This is a genomic window from Allorhizobium undicola ORS 992 = ATCC 700741 (genome assembly GCF_000621665.1).
Taxonomy (GTDB): Bacteria; Pseudomonadota; Alphaproteobacteria; order Rhizobiales; family Rhizobiaceae; genus Allorhizobium; species Allorhizobium undicola.
Genome location: NZ_JHXQ01000006.1, coordinates 159,329 through 185,876 on the forward strand (window position 1 = coordinate 159,329; position 26,548 = coordinate 185,876).

Annotated in this window: 22 protein-coding genes and 3 pseudogenes; 8 read left to right on the plus strand and 17 right to left on the minus strand. The window is 55.9% G+C overall.

From position 1 onward, the window contains the following. Positions 1 to 51 precede the first annotated feature (51 nt). From T424_RS0109135 to nifB, 5 genes and pseudogenes are all read right to left on the minus strand, one after another. A complete protein-coding gene (locus T424_RS0109135) occupies positions 52 to 591 on the minus strand; it encodes a peroxiredoxin (protein ID WP_027487453.1) in 540 nt (179 codons plus the stop codon). A 216-nt stretch (positions 592 to 807) separates the two neighbouring features. Continuing rightward, positions 808 to 1,020: a putative nitrogen fixation protein NifT gene (nifT, locus tag T424_RS22030; protein ID WP_084268450.1), complete on the minus strand. Its 213-nt coding sequence runs from the start codon at positions 1,018 to 1,020 to the stop codon at positions 808 to 810. 102 nt (positions 1,021 to 1,122) lie between these two features. Next, positions 1,123 to 1,317: pseudogene (locus T424_RS23235) on the minus strand (nitrogen fixation protein NifZ); the annotation flags it as partial. Between the two features lie 362 nt (positions 1,318 to 1,679). Further along, positions 1,680 to 1,961, minus strand: a pseudogene (locus tag T424_RS22035) (4Fe-4S dicluster domain-containing protein); the annotation flags it as partial. A 438-nt stretch (positions 1,962 to 2,399) separates the two neighbouring features. Further along, the gene (gene nifB / locus T424_RS0109145; RefSeq protein WP_027487454.1) at positions 2,400 to 3,899 is read right to left on the minus strand and encodes a nitrogenase cofactor biosynthesis protein NifB; all 1,500 of its coding nucleotides are present in this window, start codon (positions 3,897 to 3,899) and stop codon (positions 2,400 to 2,402) included. Positions 3,900 to 4,560: 661 nt separating this feature from the next. Here nifB and T424_RS0109150 point away from each other — a divergent pair. Continuing rightward, positions 4,561 to 5,421 carry a sterol desaturase family protein gene (locus tag T424_RS0109150; RefSeq protein WP_027487455.1) on the plus strand — a complete coding sequence of 287 codons (861 nt, stop codon included), beginning with the start codon at positions 4,561 to 4,563 and terminating at the stop codon, positions 5,419 to 5,421. Positions 5,422 to 5,720: 299 nt separating this feature from the next. Further along, positions 5,721 to 5,855, plus strand: a pseudogene (locus tag T424_RS22945) (IS5/IS1182 family transposase); the annotation flags it as partial. Positions 5,856 to 5,874: 19 nt separating this feature from the next. Here the strand turns inward: T424_RS22945 and T424_RS0109160 are convergent. From T424_RS0109160 to T424_RS20625, 8 genes are all read right to left on the minus strand, one after another. After that, positions 5,875 to 6,960, minus strand: a complete 1,086-nt coding sequence (locus tag T424_RS0109160; protein WP_027487457.1) for an ABC transporter ATP-binding protein — start codon at positions 6,958 to 6,960, stop codon at positions 5,875 to 5,877. Between the two features lie 38 nt (positions 6,961 to 6,998). Continuing rightward, positions 6,999 to 8,069 (minus strand): Gfo/Idh/MocA family protein, encoded by a 1,071-nt coding sequence (locus T424_RS0109165; protein ID WP_027487458.1) that lies wholly within the window; start codon positions 8,067 to 8,069, stop codon positions 6,999 to 7,001. A gap of 7 nt (positions 8,070 to 8,076) precedes the next feature. Further along, positions 8,077 to 9,090 carry a Gfo/Idh/MocA family protein gene (locus T424_RS0109170; RefSeq protein ID WP_027487459.1) on the minus strand — a complete coding sequence of 338 codons (1,014 nt, stop codon included), beginning with the start codon at positions 9,088 to 9,090 and terminating at the stop codon, positions 8,077 to 8,079. Between the two features lie 12 nt (positions 9,091 to 9,102). After that, entirely contained in the window at positions 9,103 to 9,876 is a 774-nt protein-coding gene (locus T424_RS0109175) for a carbohydrate ABC transporter permease (RefSeq protein WP_245269502.1), read from the minus strand. A 148-nt stretch (positions 9,877 to 10,024) separates the two neighbouring features. After that, the gene (locus T424_RS0109180; RefSeq protein ID WP_027487461.1) at positions 10,025 to 10,918 is read right to left on the minus strand and encodes a carbohydrate ABC transporter permease; all 894 of its coding nucleotides are present in this window, start codon (positions 10,916 to 10,918) and stop codon (positions 10,025 to 10,027) included. 61 nt (positions 10,919 to 10,979) lie between these two features. Further along, a complete protein-coding gene (locus tag T424_RS0109185) occupies positions 10,980 to 12,263 on the minus strand; it encodes an ABC transporter substrate-binding protein (protein ID WP_027487462.1) in 1,284 nt (427 codons plus the stop codon). A gap of 193 nt (positions 12,264 to 12,456) precedes the next feature. Next, the gene (locus T424_RS0109190) at positions 12,457 to 13,821 is read right to left on the minus strand and encodes a sigma-54-dependent transcriptional regulator (RefSeq protein WP_027487463.1); all 1,365 of its coding nucleotides are present in this window, start codon (positions 13,819 to 13,821) and stop codon (positions 12,457 to 12,459) included. Then, complete coding sequence (locus T424_RS20625) at positions 13,818 to 15,653, minus strand: ATP-binding protein (protein ID WP_084268454.1); 1,836 nt, start codon at positions 15,651 to 15,653, stop codon at positions 13,818 to 13,820. Before T424_RS20625 ends, T424_RS0109190 begins: the two co-directional genes overlap by 4 nt. 250 nt (positions 15,654 to 15,903) lie before the next feature. On the opposite strand from T424_RS20625, the gene T424_RS0109200 reads away from it, so the two are divergent. Then, complete coding sequence (locus tag T424_RS0109200) at positions 15,904 to 17,238, plus strand: dicarboxylate/amino acid:cation symporter (RefSeq protein ID WP_027487464.1); 1,335 nt, start codon at positions 15,904 to 15,906, stop codon at positions 17,236 to 17,238. Between the two features lie 115 nt (positions 17,239 to 17,353). Here the strand turns inward: T424_RS0109200 and eglC are convergent, their stop codons facing one another. Next, positions 17,354 to 18,781: an endo-1,3-1,4-beta-glycanase EglC gene (gene eglC / locus T424_RS0109205; protein ID WP_037067175.1), complete on the minus strand. Its 1,428-nt coding sequence runs from the start codon at positions 18,779 to 18,781 to the stop codon at positions 17,354 to 17,356. Between the two features lie 558 nt (positions 18,782 to 19,339). Between eglC and T424_RS0109210 the strand changes: the two genes are divergently transcribed. Further along, complete coding sequence (locus T424_RS0109210) at positions 19,340 to 19,789, plus strand: pseudoazurin (RefSeq protein WP_027487466.1); 450 nt, start codon at positions 19,340 to 19,342, stop codon at positions 19,787 to 19,789. Positions 19,790 to 19,930: 141 nt separating this feature from the next. On the opposite strand, the gene T424_RS0109215 is transcribed toward T424_RS0109210, so the two are convergent. From T424_RS0109215 to T424_RS0109225, 3 genes are read right to left on the minus strand one after another with little or no spacing between them, the layout of a single operon-like run. Next, positions 19,931 to 20,647, minus strand: coding sequence for a Bax inhibitor-1/YccA family protein (locus T424_RS0109215; protein WP_027487467.1), 717 nt, complete (start codon positions 20,645 to 20,647; stop codon positions 19,931 to 19,933). A 17-nt stretch (positions 20,648 to 20,664) separates the two neighbouring features. After that, positions 20,665 to 21,441 carry an anti-sigma factor family protein gene (locus tag T424_RS0109220; protein ID WP_027487468.1) on the minus strand — a complete coding sequence of 259 codons (777 nt, stop codon included), beginning with the start codon at positions 21,439 to 21,441 and terminating at the stop codon, positions 20,665 to 20,667. Continuing rightward, the gene (locus T424_RS0109225) at positions 21,425 to 21,964 is read right to left on the minus strand and encodes a sigma-70 family RNA polymerase sigma factor (protein WP_027487469.1); all 540 of its coding nucleotides are present in this window, start codon (positions 21,962 to 21,964) and stop codon (positions 21,425 to 21,427) included. The genes T424_RS0109220 and T424_RS0109225 overlap by 17 nt, the downstream gene beginning before the upstream one ends. 319 nt (positions 21,965 to 22,283) lie before the next feature. Between T424_RS0109225 and cyoA the strand changes: the two genes are divergently transcribed. The 4 genes from cyoA to cyoD all read left to right on the plus strand — a co-directional run bounded on the left by cyoA (position 22,284) and on the right by cyoD (position 26,537). Further along, on the plus strand, positions 22,284 to 23,396 hold the full coding sequence (cyoA, locus tag T424_RS0109230; RefSeq protein ID WP_027487470.1) for a ubiquinol oxidase subunit II: 1,113 nt from the start codon (positions 22,284 to 22,286) through the stop codon (positions 23,394 to 23,396). Between the two features lie 129 nt (positions 23,397 to 23,525). Continuing rightward, positions 23,526 to 25,532 (plus strand): cytochrome o ubiquinol oxidase subunit I, encoded by a 2,007-nt coding sequence (gene cyoB, locus T424_RS0109235; protein WP_027487471.1) that lies wholly within the window; start codon positions 23,526 to 23,528, stop codon positions 25,530 to 25,532. Between the two features lie 4 nt (positions 25,533 to 25,536). Further along, on the plus strand, positions 25,537 to 26,154 hold the full coding sequence (gene cyoC / locus T424_RS0109240; RefSeq protein ID WP_027487472.1) for a cytochrome o ubiquinol oxidase subunit III: 618 nt from the start codon (positions 25,537 to 25,539) through the stop codon (positions 26,152 to 26,154). Then, positions 26,151 to 26,537 (plus strand): cytochrome o ubiquinol oxidase subunit IV, encoded by a 387-nt coding sequence (gene cyoD / locus T424_RS0109245; protein ID WP_027487473.1) that lies wholly within the window; start codon positions 26,151 to 26,153, stop codon positions 26,535 to 26,537. The genes cyoC and cyoD overlap by 4 nt, the downstream gene beginning before the upstream one ends. Positions 26,538 to 26,548 lie beyond the last annotated feature (11 nt).

The following is a 26,548-nucleotide window of genomic DNA, read 5'->3' on the forward strand; positions in this document are numbered from 1 at the left end:
GACATATTGAGACATGCAGAGTGGCAATTTTGAAACGATAGTCCCTCCAGATCATGCGACGGCCTGGCCCTTCAGTCTTTCAAGGACGTTTTGCGGTGACGTGATGCCATAAGGGTCGATTTCGCAGTTGTCGGAAAAGCCTTCTTCCTCGAACCACTGTTCCACCACGCCATCATTGATTATCGCAGCGTAGCGCCACGAGCGCATGCCAAACCCAAAATTATCCTTGGCGACCAGCATGCCCATTTTGCGTGTGAATTCGCCCGAGCCGTCGGGAATGAGTTTAACCTTTGTTAGCCCGTGGGCCCTGCTCCAGGCGTTCATGACAAATGCATCATTGACCGAAAGACAATAGATTTCGTCGATGTGCTCTTTAAGGAACTCGGTATAAAGGTCCTCGAAATCGGGCAGTTGATAGGTGGAGCAGGTTGGGGTGAAAGCACCCGGCAGCGAAAATAAAATAACCCGCTTTCCGCTGAAATAGTCGCTCGATGTCTTATTTTCCCACCGATGTGGATTGGGGCCCGCGATAGAGCTATCGCGAACACGCGTGCGAAAGGTAACAAATGGAACCTTTTTTCCAATGGTCATCGATATTGCTCCCTTATGTAAAGCGTTGCTTCTCGACCTCGTCCGACAGGCCGGTGCAGCAAGCCCCGTGCCATGTCGGTGAAATCCACCAGTGGAGTCTTGATTGGAGCACGAAACCGTGCGCTCGTATGCCTGAGCAGATCCAGATCCCCCGAAGGCTCGAACCCAGATCACGATAGGGGACGATAACGTCGGTGCCCCCTATCATCTACGGCATCAGTCCTCGATAAAAATTCTTTTGGCCTCGACGGTAATCGGCAAACGCGTATCGCGCGGCAGGTCAGGCAAGGCGATACGCCAGCCGTTCTTGAGCGTTACAGCGCCACCCCAAAGATCTTTATTCTCGATCTTGATGATTGGCTCTTCGAGATCCTTCTTGGGAACATAGGCCGACAACCCGGCGCCGGTTCTGCGGATCATTACTTTCATTGCGCTATCCCTTCGTTGAGGACAGTGGCCTTCCTGGACACTCCTCAGTTCACGCGCGCGCATGCCGACCACGGCACCACGATCGATCCATTCGACGGCATAGATGTAAAATTGCTGGAGAAACGTACCTACGTCGCGCACGTAACCCTCCTCGCCTTTCCTCACCAAATTCGCGCCAATAGGTGTACCGGGATAGGTGCCGTCGTTTTTTATGTGGCGCATAGCTCGGACCCGCTCACCCGGCATGAACCGTGGGGGCTTGCGGATCTCCACTTCCTGGTCGCGTAAAAAGCTCATCCCATTCCTTCCCTTGGTATTCCCTTTTCGAATACCTCAAGCCCTTGACACAGTTGAGATATTCTAAATCCCTTCAAGGCGAGGATTCGTTAGCATCGTCGAGCCTTGGTATTAGAGCGCTTTTCGATCTGATTGAATCAGATCGGCACTCTAACCTTTTCTTTTCGAAGCATAATCTTGTCGATCCTCGTTTCACTCCGGTGGATTATGCTCTAGAGTATTTCCAGAAAAAGTGGGTTCGGTTTTGCGTGTGGACATGCGTCAAAACAATGAGGACACGTAGACATTCGCCCTTGAACGTCGATAGAGAAGCCCAAGGCCGGTCCGGAAGGCACCCCACAGTGACGGCAAACCGAGCGCAGTCACACGGGAACGCAGGTCTTTGGTACCGGACATACGGATGCACATTGTTGCAATTCGTATTCTCCCTTGCATTCGGTACACTTTTCCGGATCGATTACATAGACCTCTCCCTTGAACTTGATCGCCCTGGAGGGACATTCGAATTCACAGGCACCGCACTGGGTGCATTGCGATGCGATGATCCTAAAGGCCATTTTCAACTCCTGGCTTGTTGGATGACGGGGCTTGTACCAAGGGTCATGGAAAATGACCTTGCTATACTCTTTTCGAATACCCCAACCCCTGGCGCAGTTGTGATATTCGAAGCTCCTTCAAGGCGTGGATGCGCTAAGGGGTGTGGCCATTCGCCCTGGAGCGCCGGACTAAAAACTGGAATCGTCACGACGCTCTCCTTTCTTGTTTGCGCATTGGAATTTCCTGAAAACCGGTTCCCACTTTTCGGCCCGATGCTCTAACTCCTTGGATGATTCATTTCTTGACGCAAAACCGACTACACTTTTGCTGAAAATGGTCTAGAGCACTTCCGGTGAACACGAGTTCACCTGCAATGCTCTAACTCCTTGTTTCGACGCATTTCCGGACGCAAAACCGATTACACTTTTGCTGGAAATGCTCTAGAGCACTCCCGGTGAACACGAGTTCACCGGCAATGCTCTAACTCCTTGTTTCGACGCATTTCCGGACGCAAAACCGATTACACTTTTGCTGGAAATGCTCTATCATCTTCCAGCCTTGGTGCAGACCGTGGCCGCCAACGGTGCGGCCCTAAATTTTGCGGCGTAAAGCGCACTTATGGCCGTCTCGATGTAGTTAGAGCCATAATCGTCCACTACTCGGACTCCAGCTTCCGCGAGCTGGTCTTTGGGACAATCTCCGATTTTAGCGCACAAAACGAGATCTACTCCCTCAAGCGCAATAATAGCGCTCTTAAGCGCGGACTCCTTGCCCCAGCCGCCGCGGCAATACTGCTCCACCTTGCGATGTCCAATAAAGTTGATTCCGCTCGCGGAGGCTTCATAAATCTGGAATTCTTTCGCATGGCCGAAGTGTTCGTTGATCCGGCCGCCGCCCTTCGTTGCAACGGCGACGAGAAGAGATCCGCCAGAACCTGCCGCCTTGACAACTCCGATCGCCTGGCTTTTTGCCTCCAAGCGATCGCCTTGCTCGCGCGCGACCACCTCCCGATAGCTTTCGCGCTTGCTGGCGTCGTAACTCACCTCATCGGGAATCTGATCGAGGGTAAATTCCTGGCCACGATCCTCTCCGAGCAGCCCCACCGCATCGGCACGGCACTGCCGGCAGTGCCGCATCAACCTGATGCTCCGGTCGAGCCTATCTTGAAGAGCCTTTAGTTCGACCGCTCGCGGGCCGCGCTGCCCTGTCGAGCCGTAATAGGTACCATGAGCCGGATCGGAAATCAGTGGCATCACGTTGTGCAGAAAGGCACCGCGCTCCTTTACCCATCTATTGACCTCAACTAGATGTTCGTCATTGACGCCTGGGATCATTACCGAGTTGATCTTCGTGAGGATGCCCCGTGCCGTCAGCATCTCCAGACCTAGCATCTGCCGGTCATGCAGGATTTTGGCAGCCTCCAGCCCGACGAAGCGGCGGCGATCATAAAAAATCCAAGGGTATATCTTAGCGCCAACTTCCGGATCGACCATATTGATAGTGATCGTTACGTGATCAACATTCAAATCGGCAAGCTCGCCGACATGGTCCGGCAGCGCTAGACCGTTGGTTGAAAGGCACAGCTTGATATCGGGTATTTCCCGGGCTACTAGTTCAAATGTTGCTTTTGTTTTCTTCCAGTCATAACAGGCATCACCCGGTCCGGCGATGCCGAGCACGGAAAGCTGCGGGACTTGATTGGCGACCGCAATGACCTTTCGCAGCGCCTGGTCCGGCGTCAACTTTTCCGATACCACGCCGGGTCGACTTTCATTGGCGCAATCATATTTACGATTGCAGTAATTGCACTGAATATTGCAGGCTGGTGCGACCGCGACGTGCATGCGCGCGAAATAGTGGTGCGCTTCTTCTGAGTAACAGGGATGGTTTTTAATCTTCTCCCAGACAGCGCCGTCAATGTCATTCAGCTTTGCGGTCGAACCGCAGGATGAGGAGACGCAAGCACCGGACTTCTCGCTCGCGAACCGTTGGGTCGTGGTTGTCGTGCTGGTCAGGTTCTCAAGCGAACTCATCGGTGCGGACATTGAAGGCTCCGTTGCTGCATAACGTCGCGGTGCAAGAAGCAAGCGCCATACCAATGGAAAGAGCTAAAACATGTCGCGCAAAAATGCGCAGCGGTTTTGCGATAACGACATGCAACAAAACAATGACTTAAAGCGTCAAGAACGAATCTGAAAGATCGCGACACGCTTTAGTTTTTCAGGTGTTTTTGTCCAGTTCCCTTCACTTTTTCTGAGACTTTTGTCCGACTTTCGACAATAGGCAGACGACCTTCAAACAAGTAACCCTCGGGCACATGGCTGCATCCATCAATGCAGAGGGAATAATCATCACGGTGTATAGCAAAGCATTCAGAGGCAGCCCCCAAAGACGATCTGACAAAAGAGATAATTGGTACCCGCCTCTTCCAATCCCTGGGATCCGTTATTTGCAACATGGATGGATTTGATCCAAACAATTGATTTTACCGATCTGTAAAAATGCCGCACAGCATGTTCCCGCGATGTCCGCTATTCTGGAGAAGGATCACCGTTTGGATCCCGCTGAAAAGGAATTTGCATGATTGGCTATATGCAATTCGCGCGGATATCGATCCGTGTGACGACTCGAATTTATCGGGCCGCGTTGACGAGAGCCGCCGCGACCTCAGATTGTCGCATTTGAAAGATTCCTTGGAGCAAACAAATGCACGTTCTCGATCTCAATCAGATCGCCCAGATCTTCGTAAAATCGTTTGAGCTGGTTTTGATCTTCGCTACTATTTGCGCAGCGCTGGAATTTATCTTTCCAGCCTACCGTTATAGTTTCGCCTCATATGTTCGCGGGGTGCGAAATTGGGTTATTCGTCTCGGATGCGGCGCCTTTATCTGGCACTTCTACGCTGTGAGCTTGGATTGGCTGGGCATAAAGCCACTCATTACGTTAAATTTCGGCACGTTGCTTCACTCTGACAATGTCATCATTGGAAATGGTTTGGCTGTGCTTTCAGGGCTATTGGTCGCAATCGTCGGCGACTTCTTTTACTACTGGATGCACCGGGCGCAACATGCTATTCCATTCCTCTGGCGCCTGCACGCCACGCACCATTCGATCCGCGAATTGACGGCATGGAATTGCCATCACCACGTTTCCGAACCGCTCGTTTATGCAACATTCGTAGCACTACCACTTACGCTGATCCGCTTTGAATCTGGCTTGGTGGTGCCTATCGTTGCCATGACACTCATTACCTTTCAGGCCCATTTTTCACACTCTAGCACCCGCATCACTCTTGGGCCGCTTCGATACATCATTGGGGACAATAAGTTTCACCGGATTCACCATTCGATGGAACCGCATCACCGTCGCCGAAACTACGGGTTCTTCACTACCATCTGGGATACGATTTTTTTGACCGCATACTGGCCCAAGAAGGATGAGTGGCCGGAAGTTGGCCTCAGAGACCAACCCGAGCCGCTTACCGCGCGCGATTACGTTATGTTTCCATTCGATCAACGTCGCTGGCGGAGAGCTAAAGTTGAAAGAAGTGTCGAGGCTGGAGAGTGAACGGATTTGACGCTTCGATTTTGATTATCCAACCGAAGGGACGATGACAGCAGAAACAATAGGGCCTGACCGAAAACTTAATCGAAATCAGAAGCTTGTAATTCTGTTTGTTGCATAGGACGAACAGAGGCCACAATGGTTTGGACTGATTTCACCCACCGGCAACATGACCGGCTTGGCACGCGGTATGCAAGCGATCTGGCGGATCAGGGGGCTTCATCTCCCCTTGCCCACTGCGCCAAGGCGGTTCGGCAGGCCGCGCAGCACCGATCTTTGCGAGATCGTGAATGCGTTGCCTCTCCTTCGCATGGCTTAGCAAATATCGACGATTGGCCAAGGATTGGGAGAAATCAATCGCATCAGCCAAAGCCTGGATCATGATAGCCCACATCCGGATCCTGAAAAGACGCTTGGCAAAATACGGATGTCGTTGAAACCTTTTCGAGTCAGGCTCTAACCCTCCAGCCGCCGCCCGTCTGCTGAGAAGAGATGCGCCCGCGCCGGATCAATACACAGCGGCAGCCGCTCTCCCGCCCGTATAGGCTGCTGGTCCTGAAGGGAAACCGCCAGCGGCTGACCGGAAAGCGTTGTCATATAAAGGATGGTCTGTCCGCCAAGCTGCTCGACAAGGTCAACCCGCGCCTCACCCAAAGCCAGACCGGATTGCCCGATGGTAATATGCTCCGGCCTTGCACCAAAGGTAACGCTCGTGCCGGGGCGCAGGTTCGAGATAGCCTGCGGCAAGGTCATAACCGTATCGCCAATGGTCAGCATCAACCGCCCGTTTTCCCCCGCATTGATGTGTCCTTCCATGAAATTCATGCGCGGAGACCCGATAAAACCGGCAACGAATTTATTGGCCGGGCGATTATAGAGGTCGAGCGGCGCGCCCACCTGCTCGATACGTCCACCGTTTAGCACAACGATCTTGTCAGCCATGGTCATGGCTTCCACCTGATCATGCGTCACATAGATCATGGTATTGCCAAGCCGTTGATGCAACTTTGATATTTCCACACGCATCTGCACGCGCAATTCGGCATCGAGGTTTGAGAGCGGTTCATCGAAGAGAAAGATATTCGGTTCGCGAACAATGGCGCGGCCAATGGCGACACGCTGGCGCTGACCGCCGGACAATTGTTTCGGCTTGCGTTGCAGCAGGGCCTCTATCTTCAATATTTCTGCGGCCCGCGCCACGCGCGGTTCGATCTCGGCCTTTTTCATCCCGGCCGTTTCAAGACCGAAGGCGAGGTTCTTGTAAACGCTCATATGCGGGTAGAGCGCGTAGGACTGGAAAACCATGGCAATGCCGCGCTTGGAGGCGGGCACGTTGTTCATGCGCTGGTCGTCCAGAAAGAGCGACCCGCCGGAAATGCCTTCGAGACCGGCAATCATTCTGAGCAAGGTCGATTTGCCGCAGCCGGACGGCCCGACAAACACGGCAAACTCACCCGGCTCGATGGTGAGATCGATACCATGAACCACCTGCAATTCGCCGTAGCGCTTGACAACCTTATCCAGCACGATGCGTGTTGCCATGCCAGTTTCCCTCCGGTTCGCAGCAGCAGGGTTGATGTTCATGCAAGCCTCCAGTTGCCATAGCGGGGATGAGATGGATCAAGCGGCAGTTCGACATCCTCCCCGGAATGGGAGGAGTGATAAAAGGCTGTCACAAGTTCAAGCGACCGGCGCGCATCTTCCGTTGTCACCGGCAGCGGCGCGCCACTCTGCACCGCCGCGTGAAACGCCCGGAACTGCCCGATATAACGATTTCCGATCGGCTGCCAGTCTGCCAGCAAGGCTGCGATCTTCTCGCCGGTTTCAGGGCTTGCAGGCAAAATTCTCCACGGATCCTGGCCCGGATTATAGGCTTCGTGATTGCTTTCGAAAGTGACATTCTCAAAGCATAGCCGCACGCGGCTGATTTCTTCCGTGCAACCAAGCGTGGCGCTCAATGTCACCAGCGCGCCATTTTGCATCACGAGACTGGCGCTGACGCAATCTTCCACCTCGATTGCATTGACACGGGTTGCGGTGCGACCAAAAAGCCGTGCCACGGACCCCATCAGAAAGGTCAACATATCGTGCTGGTGAATGGCGTGGGTCATCAGCACGCCGCCAAGTTCGGTGGCCCATTTGCCACGCCAGTCAACAGCGTAATAGTCGGCCTCGCGCCGCCAATGGGTTTCCACGGTCGCGATATAGGGTTTGCCGGCCAGTCCCGCCTCGATGATCCTTTTGACCTTCTGCACACCATCGCCAAAGCGATATTGATAGATCGGCATCAACCGGGCAGAAGAGCGCTGTTCCGCGGCCTGCACGATGTCCAGATCGGCAAGCGAGCCGACCAGCGGCTTTTCGCAGATCACATGCTTGCCCCTTTCCAGCGCCTTCAGGATCATTTCCCTATGCTCCATCGGCGGCGTGACGATGTCGATGACGTCAATATCCTCCATGGCCAGCACCTCTTCGAAAGAGGTCGTGGTGCGCGCAATGCCGAAGCGTTCCGCACATTCGGCCAGCCGTCGCCTGTTCAGATCGCACAGGACTGCGACCTCGAAAATATCGCGGTTCTGAGCATAGCCACGCTCAAAATGCGCCTGGCCGATACCCAGACCGACAAGCGCGACCTTCATGATTTTCTGCATGATGCGCTCAGCCTCCCAGCTTTTGTTCGGCCAGCTTCTGTGCCATCAGCGCAAGCTCCATCGCCTTGAAGCAACGGGACTGGGGCATTGCGGTTTGCGTGCGATCGCGAATATCGGCCAGCAATTGCCGCCCATACGGCAGCTCCACATCCGTACAATCCATATAGCGGGTGCCGTTTCGATCGCTCAGGAAGAGATGGTCCTTGCCTGGGCGGCCTTCCACATCGATGTATTTGCGCAGTTCGATCGTACCTTCCGTACCAAGAATGAACAGGCGTCCATCGCCCCACACCGGCAACCCGTCCGGCGTGAACCAGTCAACCCGTATATAGCCGGTTGCAGAACCCGTTCGCAGATGAATATCGCCATAATCCTGCAAGCCAGGCTTATCGGCATTGGCACGATTGGCCACCGTTGCCGACAGCACCTCGGCATCGAGACTATCGGTGAAAAACAGGAATTGCTCGCATTGATGCGAGGCAATGTCGCACAGAATGCCGCCATATCTTTGCCGTTCGAAAAACCAGCCGGGTCGCTCCAGCTTGCGCAATCTGTGCGGTCCGATTCCGGTCGTGTGGATCACCTTACCGATGGCGCCCGCTTTCACCAGCTCGCCCGCACGGACGGTGGAGCCCGTCTCGAAATGCTCGGAATAGCAGATGGAAAAAATGCGCTGCGTTTCAGCCTGAACCTTCCGCACCTCCTCAAGCTGGCTGAAGCTGGTGACGCCGGGCTTATCGACCATCACATCCTTGCCATGACGCATGGCCTCGATGGCAATGGCAGCGCGGTCGGCGGGAACTGCCGCGCTGACGATGAGCGCGATACTCTCGTCTTCCAGCAGTCGCCGCCGGTCTTCCACTCGGCGCGCGTCAGGATAAAGCTCGGCAAAGCGGCGGCTCAAGGCATTGTCTTCCGCATGAAAACCGGCAAGCACTGCGCCCGCCTTCAGCACCGATTGCACCTGCCCGAAAATATGATCGTGGTCTATTCCAATAACAGCAAAGCGAAGATTACTCATTGGTCGTCCTGTTCAACGTTTCAAACCGGCCGTGGCTATTCCCTCGATCAGCAGCCGCTGGAAAAAGAGGAATATGACGAAAACCGGGACAAGAGAGAGATTGGACATGGCAAACAGCCCGCTCCAGTCGGAGTTGCCGGTGGAGTCCACAAAGGATCTGAGGCCGAGCTGGACCGTGTAAGAGCCTGAATCGCTGAGATAAATCAGCGGCCCGAAGAAATCGTCCCACGTCCAGATGAAGGAAAAGATCGCCGCCGTTGCCAGAACCGGCAGCGATAGGGGCAGCATGATGCGGCTGTAGATGCGCCAGGCGCTGCATCCATCCATCATCGCGGCCTCATCCAGCTCCCGCGGGATACCGCGGAAAAACTGCACCATCAGGAAGATGAAAAACGCATCCACCGCAAGAAACTTCGGCACCACCAGCGGCAGGATCGTGTTGACCCAGCCAAGGTGCAGAAACAGCACATATTGCGGGATCAGAGTCACGTGATAGGGCAGCATCAGCGTGCCGAGCATCAGCGCAAACCAGAGATTGCGGCCCCGAAAATGCAGCCGGGCAAAAGCAAAGGCCGCAAGCGAGCAGGAAACGACATTGCCGACGACCGACAGCACGGCGATAACCAGCGAATTCCAGAAATAGGTGCCGAAAGAGATGGTCATTCCGCTCCAGCCGCGGGCATAGGCGCTGAAATCCCACTTTTGCGGCAGGAGACTGGCTTGTCCGAAGATTTCGCTCTGGTCTTTCAGCGAGCCCGCCAGCATCCACAGCAAGGGATAGAGCATGAGGAAGGAGGCGCCGAGCAGGCCAATGTGAATAAGAAGCGACAGATACCAGCGACGCCCTTCCTCCGGCGCAGTATCCGCAGCCCCAGCCGCTTTGCCCGGCCCCAACTGCCCCGAAAACGTCGGGCCAGCCTTGTGTTGCGAGGCTCTATTCATCGTAATGCACCCAGTAACGTGAGGTAAGGAAGGAGAAGGCTGTGAAAAAGGCAATGATAATCACCAGGATCCAGGCGAGCGCCGCCGCATAGCCCATGCGAAAATAGCCAAAGGCCTCCTGAAACAGATAGAGCGTGTAAAACAGCGTGGAATCGATTGGCCCGCCCGTCCCGGAGGAAATGATGTAGGCCGGGGTGAAGGCCTTGAAGGCATCGATGGTTTGCACCACGGCATTGAAGAATATCACCGGTGTAAGCAGCGGCAGGGTAATCTTGAAAAAACACCGGATTTTCGAGGCGCCATCGAGATTGGCGGCCTCGTAAAGATCCGTCGGGATCTGCCGCAAACCGGCAAGAAAAATGATCATCGGCGACCCGAACTGCCAGATCGCCAGCACAACCAGCGTGTAGAGCGCGTAATCCGGATTGGAGATCCAGCTTGGTCCTTCGATACCGAACAGGTTCCACAACACGATGTTGACCAAGCCGTCGCCGTCGAACAATTGCCGCCAGAGAATGGAGATGGCAACGCTCGCCCCAAGCAGTGAAGGGAGGTAAAAAATAGCCCGGTAAACCGGCAGTCCACGGATGCCGCGATTGAGCAGCAGCGCCACCAGCAGCGCAAATGCAAGTTTCAGCGGCACGGAAAGCACCACATAAACCAGCGTGACCCTCAGCGACGTTGCAAATTTATCGTCTTCCGCCGCGATCCGCACGTAATTGGCGAGCCCCACAAAGCGGGGAGATTGAAGGAGATTGTAATCCGTCAGCGAAAGATAAAGTGAAACGATTGCAGGTCCAAGTGTCAGGCCGATAAAGCCGACAAGCCACGGCGCAAGGAAAAGATAGCCCGGCAAGCTTTGCCGCCAGGCGCTGGGCGGAGGCAATGAGGAAACGCTGCCGGCGTCAACGACGCCGGCCTGTTCATGTCTGCTTGTGGCCACGAAATTAGCCTCGCTTTATATTGGCGGCAGCCTGTTCGGTAAATTTGGCCGCGCCGTCCTCCACCTTGGTCTTGCCAAAGGCAACTTCCTCGGCGATTTTTTTCAGTAACAGCATGTTTTCGCCTGCCCCGTTCGGCGGCGGCGGCGGCAGGCTGCCAACCTTTGGCGTCAAATCGGCGATATAGCTGACGACCTGCTGCTCGTTTTCACTCAGGCTGCCTTCAAGGCTCTTGCGCATGGCTTCGGAAGCCGGCACGCCGCGTTCCACGCCCAGTACCTTTGCAGCATCCGGACTCTGGACAAGGAAGTTGATGAAGGCCGTGGCAGCATCCGGGTTTTTCGTCTGCGACGACAGCGAAACCATCATGGAGGGCTTGAGATATTGCCCCGGCTTTCCGCCCGGCAGGCCGGGATAGTTGATGAGACCAAGCTTTTCCTTGTTGATGGCCTGATGCCCGATAAACTGGTTGGAATGCGCGAAGGTTATCGCCGCCTTGCCCAGCGCAACCATGCTGGTTTCAATGGTCAACTGGTCAAGCGCCTGCGCATCCGGCGGCACACAAGCCTTCGATTTGCGCATTTCGGCCCACATCTTGAACCAGTCGGTCAAGTCCTGCGTGGTAAAGCCAATTTCGCCGCCATTGGTATAAAGCACCTTGCCCTTTTGGCGCAGCCAGCATTCGAGCGTGGTTTCAGAGCCGCTGCCATCCTGGGTTCCATAAAACGCCCGGCGCTTTTTCGCTTCGGAAAGCTTGGTGCAGGCGGCTGCGAACTGATCCCAGTTCATGTCTCGGGAAAGCGGCTCGACCCCTGCCTCTTCCCAGGCCGTACGGTTGAAAATCATCACCGAGGAATTGACGCCAAGATTAACGCCATAAAACTTGCCATCGACCTTGCCGGATTCAATATTGGCCGTACCGAAATCGTTGATCGCCAGCTGCTCTCCCAGTTGCGGGGTCAGATCGAGCAAAGAATTTCTGCGCGCATATTCGAAAATATAGCGGTAATCCATCTGGATCAGATCGGGCGCATTGCCACCCGCCGTCTGCGTTGCAAGCCGGGTCCAGTAATTATCCCATCCAAAGGATTCCCCGTCTATTTTAACGGCACTATTCTTGCCCTGATAGGCATTGATGGCGGCAAATGTCCGATCGGACCGCTCCTTGGACCCCCACCACAAGAAACGAAGGCGCGTTTCTGACTCTGCATGGCCAATTCCTGGCACGGCAAGGGCCAATGCGGCGGCGGCCCCCTTCAGCACGCTACGCCGGTTCGTCGTCAGCATCATCCTGGTCTCCTCCCCAGTTTTCCAGATGATTTTGCGAAGTCGTCTTACGACTGGTAACTAATTTATGAAGAGACTGGCCGCAATCCCCTCGCGTGTCAAGGCGGAATTCCAATATTTTGCAACTTAAATATGCGGTATTTTATACATTATTATTCTATATCTATACTAGGACACCCCAATATATCCGCAGTGATCAAGACACCTCTCCGCCCGGGCTGAACTCCTTTCGTACAATGCCGTAACGCTGTAGCTTGTCGTAGAAGGTCTTGCGGGGAATCTTCAATGCCTCCAGCGTCTGGCGCACGTCTCCGTCAAACCGGCTGAGCGTCTGGCGGATTGTCTCGGCCTCAAACATGTCCACCCGCTCCGGCAAGGACAGATCGTCAAAGCTCGCCGCTTCAGCCACAACCGCCTCATTCTCCGCCACATGCAGGCCCAAGACGGCACGTTCGGCAAAATGCGATAATTCCCGCACATTGCCCGGCCAATCATGGTCAAGCAGATGCCGCTCAAGGGCGGGCGTCATCGCCGGGACTTCTCGGCGAAACCGTTCGGCCGCCCGTTGGGCGAAATGGGCAAACAGCAGCGGAATATCGGCCTTTCTCTCCCGCACCGGCGGGATGGCAAGCGTCACCACGTTCAGGCGATAATAAAGATCCTCACGAAAATCCCCACGCTCCCTGGGATTGCCAAGATCGATCTTGGCGGCGGCGACAATGCGCAAATCCACCGGCCTCACTTCATTGGTGCCAAGTGGGGTAACTTCCCGCATTTCCAGCACCCGCAGCATCTGCACCTGAGTCGAAAGCGGCATACTCTCGATTTCATCGAGGAAAAGCGTGCCGCCACTGGAATGCTCGATGCGCCCGACCCGCTTTTTCTGCGCGCCGGTAAAGGCGCCCGCCTCATGGCCGAACAATTCGCTCTCGATCATGCTGTCCGGCAAGGTCCCGCAATTCAGCGCCACGAAATGCCCCTTCGCCCGGCGGCTCCATTGATGCAACAGGCTTGCCACCACCTCCTTGCCGCTGCCGGTTTCACCGACGATCAGAACATCCACATCCGTATCGGCAATCTGGCGCAGGGTGCGCCGCAGGCGCTCCATGGCCGGCGTCTGGCCGATCAAGGGAAGCCCATCCTGTGCCGAATGGGCGGCTTGCCGCAATGCGCGGTTTTCCATGACGAGCCGTCGCATTCCGGCTGCCCGCTGCACGGTCTGCACCAGCCGTTCCGTGGAAAACGGCTTGGTAATGAAATCATAAGCGCCGCTTTTCATCGCATCGACCGCCATGGCAATATCGCCATGTCCGGTAACGAGAATGACCGGAAGCTCGCCATCCATTGCCCGCACCCGTGCGAAAAGCTCATGCCCATCAAGGTGAGGCATCCGAATATCCGTGACGATGACGCCCTCGAAATCCGCATTTATCCTCTTCAGCGCTTCCAGCGGATTGTCAAAGGCTTCCACTGTAAATCCGGCCAGTTCCAGCGTCTGCCTTGTGGCCATCAGCAAATCGCGATCATTGTCGATCAGCACGATGGAAGCAGGCTTGCTCATTGCGGCACCCTTTGCAGAAAAATAGTGAAACATGTGCCCGCCGGACTGCTGTCAACATCCATCCGTCCGCCGTAATCGGCAATGATGTCCTTGGAAATCACCAGCCCCAAGCCCAGGCCCTTATCCTTGGACGTATTGAAGGGGTGAAAGAGATTGGGCAGAATTTCAGGCGCAATGCCCGGACCGTTGTCACGAACCGTAATGGCCACTTCGTTTCCTTGGGGAAGGGCTGAAACCTTCACATAGCCATCGCCCTGCCCTTCCAGTGCCTCAAGTGCATTCTGGAAAAGATTGATCAACACCTGCTCCAGCCGGATGCGATTTGCCTGAACCACAAGCCCAGCCGGAATCTCATCGACCGACAAGGCATCGAGATGGCCCGAAAAGCGGCTGCGAAGCAGGACGATTGCTCCGTCTATTGCCTCCACCAGCAAAACTGGCTCTGGCGACGTGCGCCCCTTGCGGGCAAAGGCCTTCAACTCATCGGTGATGGTTCCGATCCGCGCCGTCAGCCGGGCGATGGCGCCCAGATTATCCTGAACAGGTTGTTGCTGCTGCCTCTCCAGAAACACCAGGGCGTTCTCGGCATAGGCGCGAATGGTGGCCAAGGGCTGATTGATCTCATGCGCCACGCCTGCGGCCACCTGCCCCAGAATGGCAAGGCGGTTTGCCTGCACCAGTTCCTGCTGCACCACCTGTAGTCGGGCTTCCGTTTCACGGCGTCCGGCCATTTCATCTTGCAGCCTGTCATGGGCCTGCGACAGGTCGCGGGTGCGCTCGTCTACACGCCGCTCGAGTTCCTGCCGGTCAGCTTCAGCCCTGTAAATCCGCGCGAGGGCGGCTTGTCTGCGCCAAAGATAGACCCCGAAGATGGAAAACACCGGCAGGGCGATAAAAAAGGCAAGAAGGCGCCATTCGCGCGCCGCCGAACTGATTGCGGGCTCCGTGGGAACCAGATAACTCAATTTCCACGGCGTGGAAGGCACATCAAGCGCGAGATGCAAATATTCCCCTGCCCTATCGCCCGGCACGACGGAATGAACAAGCCATGCATCCGGCCCAAGCGCCTCGACATGATTGATCGGCAGCGGTTGCAACGGCGCATCGCCAAACTGCAAGCTGTCGCGGATTGCTGCCATATCGGCCTTTGGCAGTGGCGCAAGCGTCATGAACCGCCAGGCCGGAACGCTCGAGATCAGCACAACGCCTGCGCTGTCCGTCACGAATGCAAAGCGTGTGGCTTCCCGCCAATCCGCCTCAAGCTGGTCGAACTCGGCCTTGACCACCACCACGCCCAGAGGGGCGGCTGCCGGGCCAACGCGGCGGGAAATGTAAAGGCCCGGACGTTTGCTGACATTGCCCAGGGCAAAATGTTCTGCCGCACCGAATTGGACTGCCCCTCGGAAATATTCCCGGAAACCATAATCCGCGCCCACAAAGCTCAGTGGCTCACGCCAGTTGCTTGAGGCAATCGCCACGCCACGCGCATTTATGACATAGAGAACGGAAGCGCTCGTGCCTGTAACGAGCCGTTCAAGCTTGTCGTTCAGCCGTTCAATGGCCCCAGCATCGCGTCCAGTCAGGGCATCGACCACCTGCTGGTCTTCCGATAACAACAAGGGCAGCGAGCGCGGCCGCTCCAGCACCGCCCGCAAGAGAGCGACCTTGAGACTTGCGTCGGCGTGAGACTGTCCGCTTAACTGCGAAAGCGCGACATGGCGCGCATAAAGCCCGACGACCCAAAAGCCTAAGCCCAAAACCATAAGCACGGCAAAACCGAAAGCACCCCAGCGCTTCATGCGGCCTGGAACCTTGTCCGCCCGCTTCCCCATGGTCTTCTCCAGGATTTTTAGAAGGGCACCCTGAGCACTCCTCCGCACAAAAAGCAAGGAATATGTGCGGATTTTCGCACGATGAAGTGAAAATCACCAACGTCGGATCAATTTTTTCGTTTTACATCAAAGCACTACTCAAACGTCGAATTTGGCACAGCCTTTGCTATCCCAACAGCGGAAGAACATATCAGCAAACCATAAGTTCCCGGGAGGCCAGCCTCTGCTGGTTGGGAACAAGGAGGGTCCAATGCACATTTCCCAAGCCACCGCCCCAACCGGCGGCAAGCTCCCCTTTTATCGCCACCTTTATTTTCAGGTCATCGTGGCAATCATTGCCGGCGTTCTGCTCGGCCATTTCTACCCTTCCACGGGTGAGGCGCTGAAGCCGCTGGGCGATGCTTTCATCAAGCTCGTGAAAATGATTATTGCCCCGGTTATCTTCCTGACGGTCGCCACCGGCATTGCCGGAATGAGCGATCTCAAGAAGGTTGGCCGTGTCGCTGGCAAGGCGATGATCTACTTTCTGGTCTTTTCAACGCTCGCCCTAGTGGTCGGCATGGTCGTGTCCAATGTCGTGCAGCCCGGCAGCGGGATGCATATCGACCCGGCGACGCTGGACGGCAAGGCCGTGGCCGCCTACGCCCAGAAAGCCCACGACTCCACCATCACCGGCTTTTTGATGAACATCATCCCGGATACCATCGTCGGAGCCTTCGCGCAGGGTGATATTCTTCAGGTCCTGTTCTTCTCCGTACTTTTCGGAATTTCTCTCGCCATTGTCGGCGATGCCGGACGCCCCGTCGTTGACTTCCTACAGTCCCTGACCGCGCCGGTCTTCAAGCTGGTCGGCATTCTCATGAAGGCCGCCCCCATTGGCGCTTTTGGCGCCATGGCCTTCACGATCGGCAAATATGGCATTGGTTCGGTTGCCAATCTGGCAGCGCTCATCGCCACATTCTACGTCACCTCGCTGTTGTTCGTGCTGGTCGTGCTGGGCGCCGTTGCCCGCTACAACGGCTTCTCGATCCTTTCGCTTATCCGATACATCAAGGAGGAATTGCTGCTGGTTCTTGGCACCTCATCCTCCGAGGCCGCATTGCCTGGTCTGATGGCGAAGATGGAACGGGCAGGCTGCAAACGTTCGGTTGTCGGCCTCGTCATTCCCACAGGCTATTCCTTCAATCTGGACGGCACCAATATCTATATGACGCTGGCAGCGCTGTTCATTGCCCAGGCAACGGATATTCATCTGTCGCTGGGCGATCAGATACTTCTGCTGCTCGTTGCCATGCTCAGCTCAAAAGGTGCCGCAGGCATTACCGGTGCTGGCTTCATAACCCTTGCGGCAACGCTTTCGGTGGTTCCGTCCGTCCCGGTGGCCGGCATGGCGCTTATTCTCGGCATCGACCGCTTCATGTCGGAATGCCGCGCGCTTACCAATTTCGTTGGCAATGCGGTTGCAACCGTCGTGGTCGCCCGCTGGGAGAACGAACTGGACGTGGAGCGCTTCAAGGCCGCTCTGGCTGGCAGACCGCTGGATAGCGATGAAGGCGAAACCCTCGCCAGCCAGCCAGCGCAATAAAAACTCCGCCTTTCCCGGACAATAGCCTGATATTGATCCCGATGCTCCATGCGTCGGGACTTTTCCTATTATACTGCGCGTCAAATCCACGTTGAAAATGCATACCCGATAACCACTAAAGCAATGTATCGCTGGAACTGGTGGAGGCCGTTGTCGTACCATCCAGCGAATAGGCATGGATGTAGTCGATCTTCAATTGCGAGCCGTCATCGAAATCGCTGTCCGGGCTTCCCGCCATGCCGCCCACAGCGAGATTGACGATCATGTACATGGCCTGATGCATATCGTCCGGCGTATCGATCTGATAGACGGCGACATCATCGATGTACCAGGTGATCTTGTCTGCCGTCCAGAGCAGACCATAGGTATGATAGCCATCGGTGCTGGCCGCCACCGCCGTGGAGAGCGTCGTCTTCGTACCGGTTTCCATGGTGTGGGCGCTGACAATGACGCTCCCCTGATCCTGTCCGCGCATTTCCATCACATCCAGTTCCGGCGGCCAGCTGCCATCGGCAGGCAGCAGCCAGAAGGCTGGCCACGCCCCCTGATCGTCAGGCACATCGGCCCGCATTTCAAAATAGCCATAGGTTTGGGAAAAGGTGGAATAGGTCGATAACATACCGGACGTATATTCGTATCCGTTGATCTCGCTTTGTATGGCCGACGAGGCGTGAGCCGCGGTGATCGTCAAGACTCCATCCGAAACCGAGAACGGATTGACGGAAGACGTTCCGGCGTAGAAGGGATTGATATACCATTCCTTTTCCTGGTTATCGACCAGCGTGCCGCCATTCTCTGCAAACCAGCTATAGCCGGGATCCCAGGTGCCGGATTGTCCGCCTCCATTCAGGGAAAGACTGTCGAATTCATCCGCAAAGGTTTCCGTCAGATGGGTTCTGTCCAGCGTCAACTGAAATTGATCGGCGCTGAAGTCGGCAATGGTCTTGCCACTGAAAACGATGCTCTCACCGTTCCCCAGCGCCAGCCAGACATCAGAGCCTTGCTGCGTCATATTGCTAACCACCGCATCGAACGAGGTCAGGCCGTAATTCAGCAGGCGGATCGTATCATCGCTTCCAAAATCCGTAATCCGATCCGTCCCGTGCCCGGCGGTAAAGACAAAGGTGTCCGCACCACCGCCACCGATCAGCACATCATCGCCGCCATACCCGTCGATTGTCTGGGCACCACTGCCGCCAGTGATGATATTGTCGAGACTATTGCCGTAGGCGTAGCGATTGCTGCCCGTCACCACCAGATTCTCGAAATTATCCGGCAGCGTATAGCTCATCCATGTACTGATGGTGTCGATACCGGAATTGGCTGACTCATAGGCGTGATTGATGGTGGAATAGAGATAGTAAATATCATCACCCGTGCCACCATACATTGTCACGTTATAGGATGCATCGCCATACATCGCGTCGTTGCCGCTGGAACCGGCCATATCACCCGTGACACCGGTTGCCGAATACCAATGCGTGGGGCTGCCACTGTAATAAAGCGCCTCTCCCAAGGCGTTCAGCAGATATTTACTGGCCATTTGCAACTCCATGCAACGAGCAGGCGATGGCACTGCAAGGCGCCCCCCTGACCCAACTCAGTGAGAAATAAAATTAACGTTATATGACAGCAACATAAACCAGACGAGACACCGCTCTATCCATTCGCAAACCCTAACTGAAGGCTCACGCAAGCGCCAATCAAAGATTGCGTTCTCGCTAATGCGTGATTTCGATTTCGACCATTTTCGCTCCAAAACGGCACAGACCATCGACCATTTTGGACAAACGAAATCGCAATGTTTTACGCTGGCTGTTTGCGTTCGATCAAAGTGACAACACGAAAATCCCTTTACGGTCGCGCAGGTTCGATGCTCGAGCAAAGCGAAAACGGTGCGCGTCCAAGGTCTTTGCACCATCGCCAACACGCTCGGGCTTTAGAGCATTTCCAGGAAAAGTGTTGTCACGGTTTTCCGTCCGGAAATGCGGGAAAACAAAAGCTTAGAGCGCGTCCTGTGAACCTTACCTCACAGGACGCGCTCTAGATCGACAGACAATTTCAACGGGCAACCGGCTTGCCCGCGCTCATGGAGAAAAAAATGCGCCACCCCGTTCTGAAATTCACCGCAGCAGCCCTGGCATTGGGCGCGTTCAGCCTGCCTGCCATGGCTGCCGATTACGAAATCCACATGCTGAACAAGGGCGCCAACGGCACCGCCATGGTGTTCGAACCGGGCGCCTTGAAAATTGCTCCCGGCGATACGGTGACATTCATTCCCACAGACAAGAGCCACAGTGCCGAAGCCATCACCGGACTGGTCCCCGAGGGCGCCGAGGCTTTCAAGGGCAAGATCAACGAAACCGTCAAAGTCACCTTTACCGTTCCGGGCGCCTATGCGGTAAAATGCGCACCGCATATGGGCATGGGCATGGTGGCGGTCGTGGTCGTTGGCGATGTGCCGCCCGCCAATGCCGATGCTCTGCGTAATAATACGCTGCCGAAAAAAGCCAAGGATATGATTATCTCTGAACTGGATTCGCTGAAGTAACAGCAAGATAAAGATAACAGCCCTGACGAAAAACCCACCCGTGACATACGGGTGGGCTGTATTTCGCCTTTGCAACTCAAAGCATGTCGGGCCTGCATGGCGTATCAGTGTTTACCTGGACACCGTCGCCCGGCCTGACGGCTATTCCCGTTCGCCCGTGAAATTCAAGAGCAACTGGAAAATGTTGACGAAGTTCAGATAAAGCGAGAGCGCACCGAAGACGGCCAGCTTCTGAAGCGATTCCTGGTCGTGGTTTTCGGCATATTGCTCCTTGATATTCTGCGTATCCCAGGCCGTGAGTCCGACAAAAACCACGATGCCGATGACGGAAATCGCAAATTGCAGCGCGCTGGAGCCCAGGAAAATATTGACCACCGAGGCAATAACGACACCGATCAGTCCCATCATCAGGAACGAGCCGAACTTGGAAAGATCACGACGGGTCGTATAACCATAAAGGCTCATGGCCCCGAACATTGTTGCCGCTATGAAGAAGGTGCGGGCAATGCTCGTGCCCGTGAACACCAGAAACACGGACGCCATGGAAAGACCCATCACGCCACAGAAGGCCCAGAAAGCCATTTGTGCGGCGCTGGCCGACATGCTGTGGATCTTGAACGAGAAGAAGAACACAAAAGCCAGTGGCGCCAGCATCACCACCCATTTCAGCGGAGTCTGAAAAATAGGGACGTAGAGCGCCGGTGTCGAGCCGACGATGAATGCGACCAGACCGGTGATCACCAGGCCTAGCCCCATATAGTTATAAACGCGCAGCATGTGCTGGCGCAGGCCCATATCCAGCTCGCCCGCACTCTCAGTGCCGGTACCGATGGAATAATTCCGGTTGAAGGGGTCCATGTCAGGTCTCCTTGGTTTCAATAAAGGGTTTTGGCAAGTTGGCGGGCAATGCCTGCCAGATCGTCCGCCCGCCGGTCATTCGACACGAGGGCGTAACCAACCTCACCGATTTGCCAGTAGGCGGCGTTGGTCTTTTCCGAATGGCGCAACATGACGGGCTGCACACTGAAATTGCCGGGCCGCACCGCAAACAGCGACATTTGCGCCTCTCCAGCCGGCTGCACGATCACCTCGACGCTCGGCCCGTAATGCGAGGGGAAAATCTGGCTGTCGCGCACGCTCCACCGCCCCGGCATGTCCGGCAGGACAATGCCCGTTGCCGAACGAATGTCGGCCGCAGAGAAGACGGGCCTGTCTCCGAGTTTCCCAACGCTTTCCCGCAGCAGCGACGTCTCATGCGCCTTCACAGCCTCATCGACAAAGGCAGGCGGCGGCACTGAGGCCACGACTTCGCCCGCAGAAAACACATTAAAGGCTGAATGCGCGACCCATCCCCCGGCCACGAACAGCAGAACCGCCGCAGCCCGCCGAAGAAACAGAGCGCTTCCCTGCATCCGAAGCACGCGCTCGAGACGTCTTGCCGCCTCGCGGGTCTGCGGCCGCGGCGCCGAACCTTCTGCCGCCAGCGCAAGCCGCAATTCATCGCGAAGACGCAGATCGCCCATCACCCGCGCCGCCTGCTCGGGGTGTTCAGAGAGATATGCTTCGACTTCGATGCGCCTGCCCACGCCCAACTGGTCATCGACATAGGCATGAAGGTCGAATTCCTGAATGGGATCAGTCCTGCCGTTCATCCAAACCTCCAACCAGCCGCAGACCGACAAACGTCGTTCGGTCGTTTTCCAGGGTTCTCAAGCGTGCACGGGCCCGCGAAAGCCGTGACATCAGCGTCCCGACGGGAATGCCAAGAACGGCAGCAGCCTCCTCATAGGAAAACTCCTCGATCGCCACGAGGTGCAGCGCAAGCCGCTGCTCCTCGGGCAAGGAGGCAAAGGCACGCCGCACGTCTGCCAGCCGCACCACATGCTCCTGCCCCGGCTCGCTCGCCGGCTCAGGCAAATCCGCCACGCCGTTTTCATGCCGCGCCAGACGCTTCTTGCGGCGGAGACGGTCGATATGCGTGTTATGCAGAATGGCAAAAAGCCAGCCCCGCAAATTGCCATCCCGGCGAAAGCTCGCCTGCCGCTCATAGGCATTTACCAGCGCATCGTTCACAAGGTCTTCGGCATCATCCCGGTCGCGCACAAGCGAAAGGGCGTAGCGCCTGAGCGCCCCTAACTGACCTATGACGTCAAAGCTCTGTGGTTTCGTGTTCATCACCGTCATATACGATCAGAGACGGCCACTTATTCCCGGCCTCACGATTTTTTTTAGGGGGAATGGGTGCGACAATTTGATTTTCATCAGGCTTTCAGTCAAAGAAGCATTTCGATTTCGCAGTTGCGAAAGAAAACCGTCGTCAATTTTCCTTTTCCGCCAGACACTTCACGGAAAATCGAAAGCTTTCGAGGGGAATCGTAAACGAAATATCAAGGACAGTTTTCCTAGGCTGGAAAAAGGGCTGCGACAAAATGCGCGTTTCCTCCCGCAGAAAAAGGTCTAATTCGCAGTAGCGTGCTTGATGTGAGTCAATGAGATGAAAAAAATCCCTTTCCTGCCCGGCCTTCTTCTGGCCCCGCTGCTGCTGCTTTCGGGCTGTAACCTGGTGGTCATGGCACCTTCGGGTGATATTGCGGCGCAACAGCGCGACCTGATCGTGTTTTCGACGGCGTTGATGTTGATTATCATCATTCCGGTGATTTTCCTGACGTTGTTCTTTGCATGGCGCTACCGCGCCTCGAACAAGTCCGCCACCTATCTGCCGGACTGGCACCATTCGACCAAGATCGAAATCCTCGTCTGGTCGGCGCCCATCGCCATCATCATCGTGCTGGCGACGGTCACGTGGATCAGCACCCACAAGCTTGACCCATATCGTCCGCTTGAACGCCTTGACGCTGAACGGGAACTGCCCGCCGACGTCAAGCCGCTGACGGTCGAGGTCGTGGCGATGGACTGGAAGTGGATGTTCATCCTGCCGGATCAGGGCATTGCCACCGTCAACGAACTCGCCGCCCCGGTCGATGTGCCGATCAACTTCAAGATCACGGCGCAATCGGTGATGAACTCCTTCTACATTCCCGCGCTGGCTGGCCAGATCTATGCCATGCCGGGCATGGAGACCAAGCTGCACGGCGTCATCAACAAGGAAGGCGTTTTCGACGGCTTCTCGGCAAATTATTCCGGTGCTGGTTTCTCGCACATGCGCTTCAAATTCCACGCTGTTTCCCAGCAGGGTTTCAACGACTGGGTGGCGCGCGTGAAGTCGCAAGGCACCGCCCTTAACACCGACGCCTACATGAAGCTTGAAAAGCCGAGCGAGAAGGAGCCGGTTCGCTACTTCGCCTCCGTTGACGCCAATCTCTTCAGCAAGGTGGTCAACCTTTGCGTCGATCCGGCGAAAATGTGCTCCGCTGACATGATGCATATCGACATGATGGGCGGCGCGGGCAAGGAAAGCCACGAAAACCGGGAAAAGCTGCAATATGACAATCGCGGCGTAGACCTCAGCGTCAGCCCCGGTCATGGCGAAACCTCTTCCGCCACCCCGGCTGCTCCCGCCAGGGAACAGCAGGCCATGAACCATTCCATGCCGGGGATGACCATGCCCGACACGAACAACACAAAGGCGACGCAGGCTCAGAACTGAGACTGTCGCAAGCATTGAGTGGCGGTAAGAGGCCTCTTTCCGCCGGGATGCGATGAAACAAAAGCCTGTGACGGACCGCACGTGATTTGCGCGTGGCGCCGTCCAGGCCAGGAGAAAACGGGTTAAATCATGTTTAGCAACCCTGACATAACGAAGTTCATCTTCGGTCGCCTGACCCTTGAGTCCTTCCCCTTCCTTCACGAGCCGATTATTCTCGTGACACTGCTGGGCGTCATGGTCGGCGGTGCCGCACTTGTCGGCGCCCTGACCTATTTCCGCCTCTGGGGCTATCTCTGGAATGAGTGGTTGACCAGCGTTGACCACAAGAAGATTGGCATCATGTACGTGATCCTGGCGCTGGTCATGCTGCTGCGCGGTTTTGCCGATGCCTTGATGATGCGTGGCCAGCAGGCTATCGCCTTCAACGGCAATGAAGGCTATCTGCCGCCGCACCATTACGATCAGGTGTTCACGGCCCATGGCGTCATCATGATCTTCTTCATGGCCATGCCTTTCGTCACCGGCCTTATGAACCTCGTCGTGCCTTTGCAGATCGGTGCACGTGACGTGTCGTTCCCGTTCCTCAACAACTTTTCGTTCTGGATGACCACGGCTGGCGCCGTCATCATCATGATCTCGTTGTTCGTCGGTGAATTCGCACGTACCGGCTGGCTGGCCTATCCGCCGCTGTCCGGTGCTGACTACAGCCCCGGCGTCGGCGTGGATTATTACATCTGGGGCCTCCAGGTCGCCGGTGTGGGAACGACCCTTTCAGGCATCAACCTGATCGCCACCATCGTGAAGATGCGCGCGCCCGGTATGACGCTGATGAAAATGCCTGTCTTCACCTGGACGTCGCTCTGCACCAACGTGCTGATCGTCGCGACCTTCCCGATCCTGACCGCAACGCTGGCGCTGCTGTCGCTCGATCGCTATGTCGGTACGAACTTCTTCACCAACGATCTCGGCGGCAACCCGATGATGTATGTGAACCTCATCTGGATCTGGGGTCATCCGGAAGTTTACATTCTTATCCTGCCAGCCTTTGGCATTTTCTCCGAAGTTGTCTCCACTTTCACCGGAAAGCGGCTGTTTGGTTATAATTCCATGGTTTACGCCACGGTCTGTATCACCGTTCTGTCCTACCTGGTGTGGCTGCACCACTTCTTCACCATGGGATCGGGCGCAAGCGTCAACTCCTTCTTCGGCATCACCACGATGATTATCTCTGTTCCGACCGGGGCAAAGATCTTCAACTGGCTCTTCACCATGTATCGTGGCCGTATCCGTTTCGAAGTCCCGATGCTGTGGACAATCGGCTTCATGGTCACATTCGTGATCGGCGGCATGACAGGCGTTCTCCTTGCCGTTCCGCCCGCGGATTTCGTGCTGCACAACTCGCTCTTCCTTATTGCCCACTTCCACAACGTCATCATTGGCGGCGTGGTGTTCGGCCTGATGGCAGGCGTGGCCTACTGGTTCCCCAAGGCCTTCGGTTTCAAGCTCGATCCGTTCTGGGGCAAGATGTCCTTCTGGTTCTGGCTGGTTGGCTTCTACTTCGCCTTCATGCCGCTTTACGTTCTGGGCCTGATGGGTGTTACCCGCCGCATGAGCCAGTTCGACGACCCGTCGCTGCAAATCTGGTTCGTGATCGCAGCCTTCGGCGCCGTGCTCATTGCCTGCGGCATCGGATCCTTCCTGATCCAGCTCGTCGTCAGCTTCATGAAGCGTGAGCAGTTGCGCGATGTTACCGGCGACCCATGGGGCGGACGCACGCTCGAATGGTCCACATCCTCGCCGCCGCCGGCCTACAACTTCGCCTTCACGCCTGTCGTCCATGACCATGACGCATGGGATGACATGAAGAAGCGCGGTTACAGCCGCCCGCTGCTTGGCTTCAAGCCAATCCACATGCCCAAAAATACCGGTACCGGCGTTATTCTCTCCGCCATCAGCGTTGCGCTCGCCTTCGGTCTCGTCTGGTACATGTGGTGGCTGGCCGCTCTGTCCTTCGTGGCCATCATCGTGGTCTCGATCGCACACACCTTCAACTATAACCGTGACTTCTACATTCCCGCCGAAGAGGTGGTGAATACGGAAGCAACGCGGACAGCACTTCTGGCAAAGAACGGGTGAACTGATGGATCCTAGAAGTCAAACAACCACGAAGCCGGAATTCTACCTTACCGAGGAGCATCATCCGGAAAGCAGCACGAACCTTGGGTTCTGGCTGTATCTGATGAGCGACTGCCTCATCTTCGCGATGCTTTTCGCCACCTACGCAGTGGTTGGCCGCAATTATGCGGCCGGCCCATCCCCGGCGGATCTTTTCGATTTGAACCTCGTGGCGATCAACACCGCCATGCTGCTGTTCTCTTCGATTACCTACGGCTTCGCCATGCTCGCCATGGAAAAGAACAACAAGTCAGGAACGCTCGGCTGGCTGGCGGTTACTGGCATATTCGGCGCGATCTTCATTGCGCTCGAACTCTATGAGTTCATCCACCTTATCCACGAAGGCGCCGGTCCGCAGCGCAGCGCCTTCCTCTCGGCGTTCTTCACGCTCGTCGGCACCCACGGCCTGCACGTAACCTTCGGCATCATCTGGCTGGTTACGCTCATGACCCAGGTTGCCAAGCACGGCCTGATCGAAGCCAATCGCCGTCGCCTGATGTGCCTTTCGATGTTCTGGCATTTCCTGGACGTCATCTGGATCGGCGTCTTCTCTTATGTCTATCTGCTGGGAGTCCTCGGATGAGCCAGAATACGCATGCACACGGTCATGACCACCACCATGGCGGCCACGAAGCCAGCCATGGGACGATGAAAAGCTATATCATTGGCTTCGTTCTCTCGGTGATCCTGACGGCCATTCCCTTCTGGCTGGTCATGTCCGGCGCTCTTGACAACAAGGCCCTGACAGCCGGTCTCGTGATGGGCATTGGCGCGGTCCAGATCGTCGTCCACATGATCTTCTTCCTGCATATGAACACCAGGTCGGAAGGCGGCTGGACGATGATGGCAATGATCTTCACGATCATCATCGTCGTCATCGCGCTTACCGGCTCGCTCTGGGTCATGCATCATTTGAACACGAATATGATGCCTGCAAGTCCGGAAATGATGCGGAATATGCCTTGATTGGACGGGCG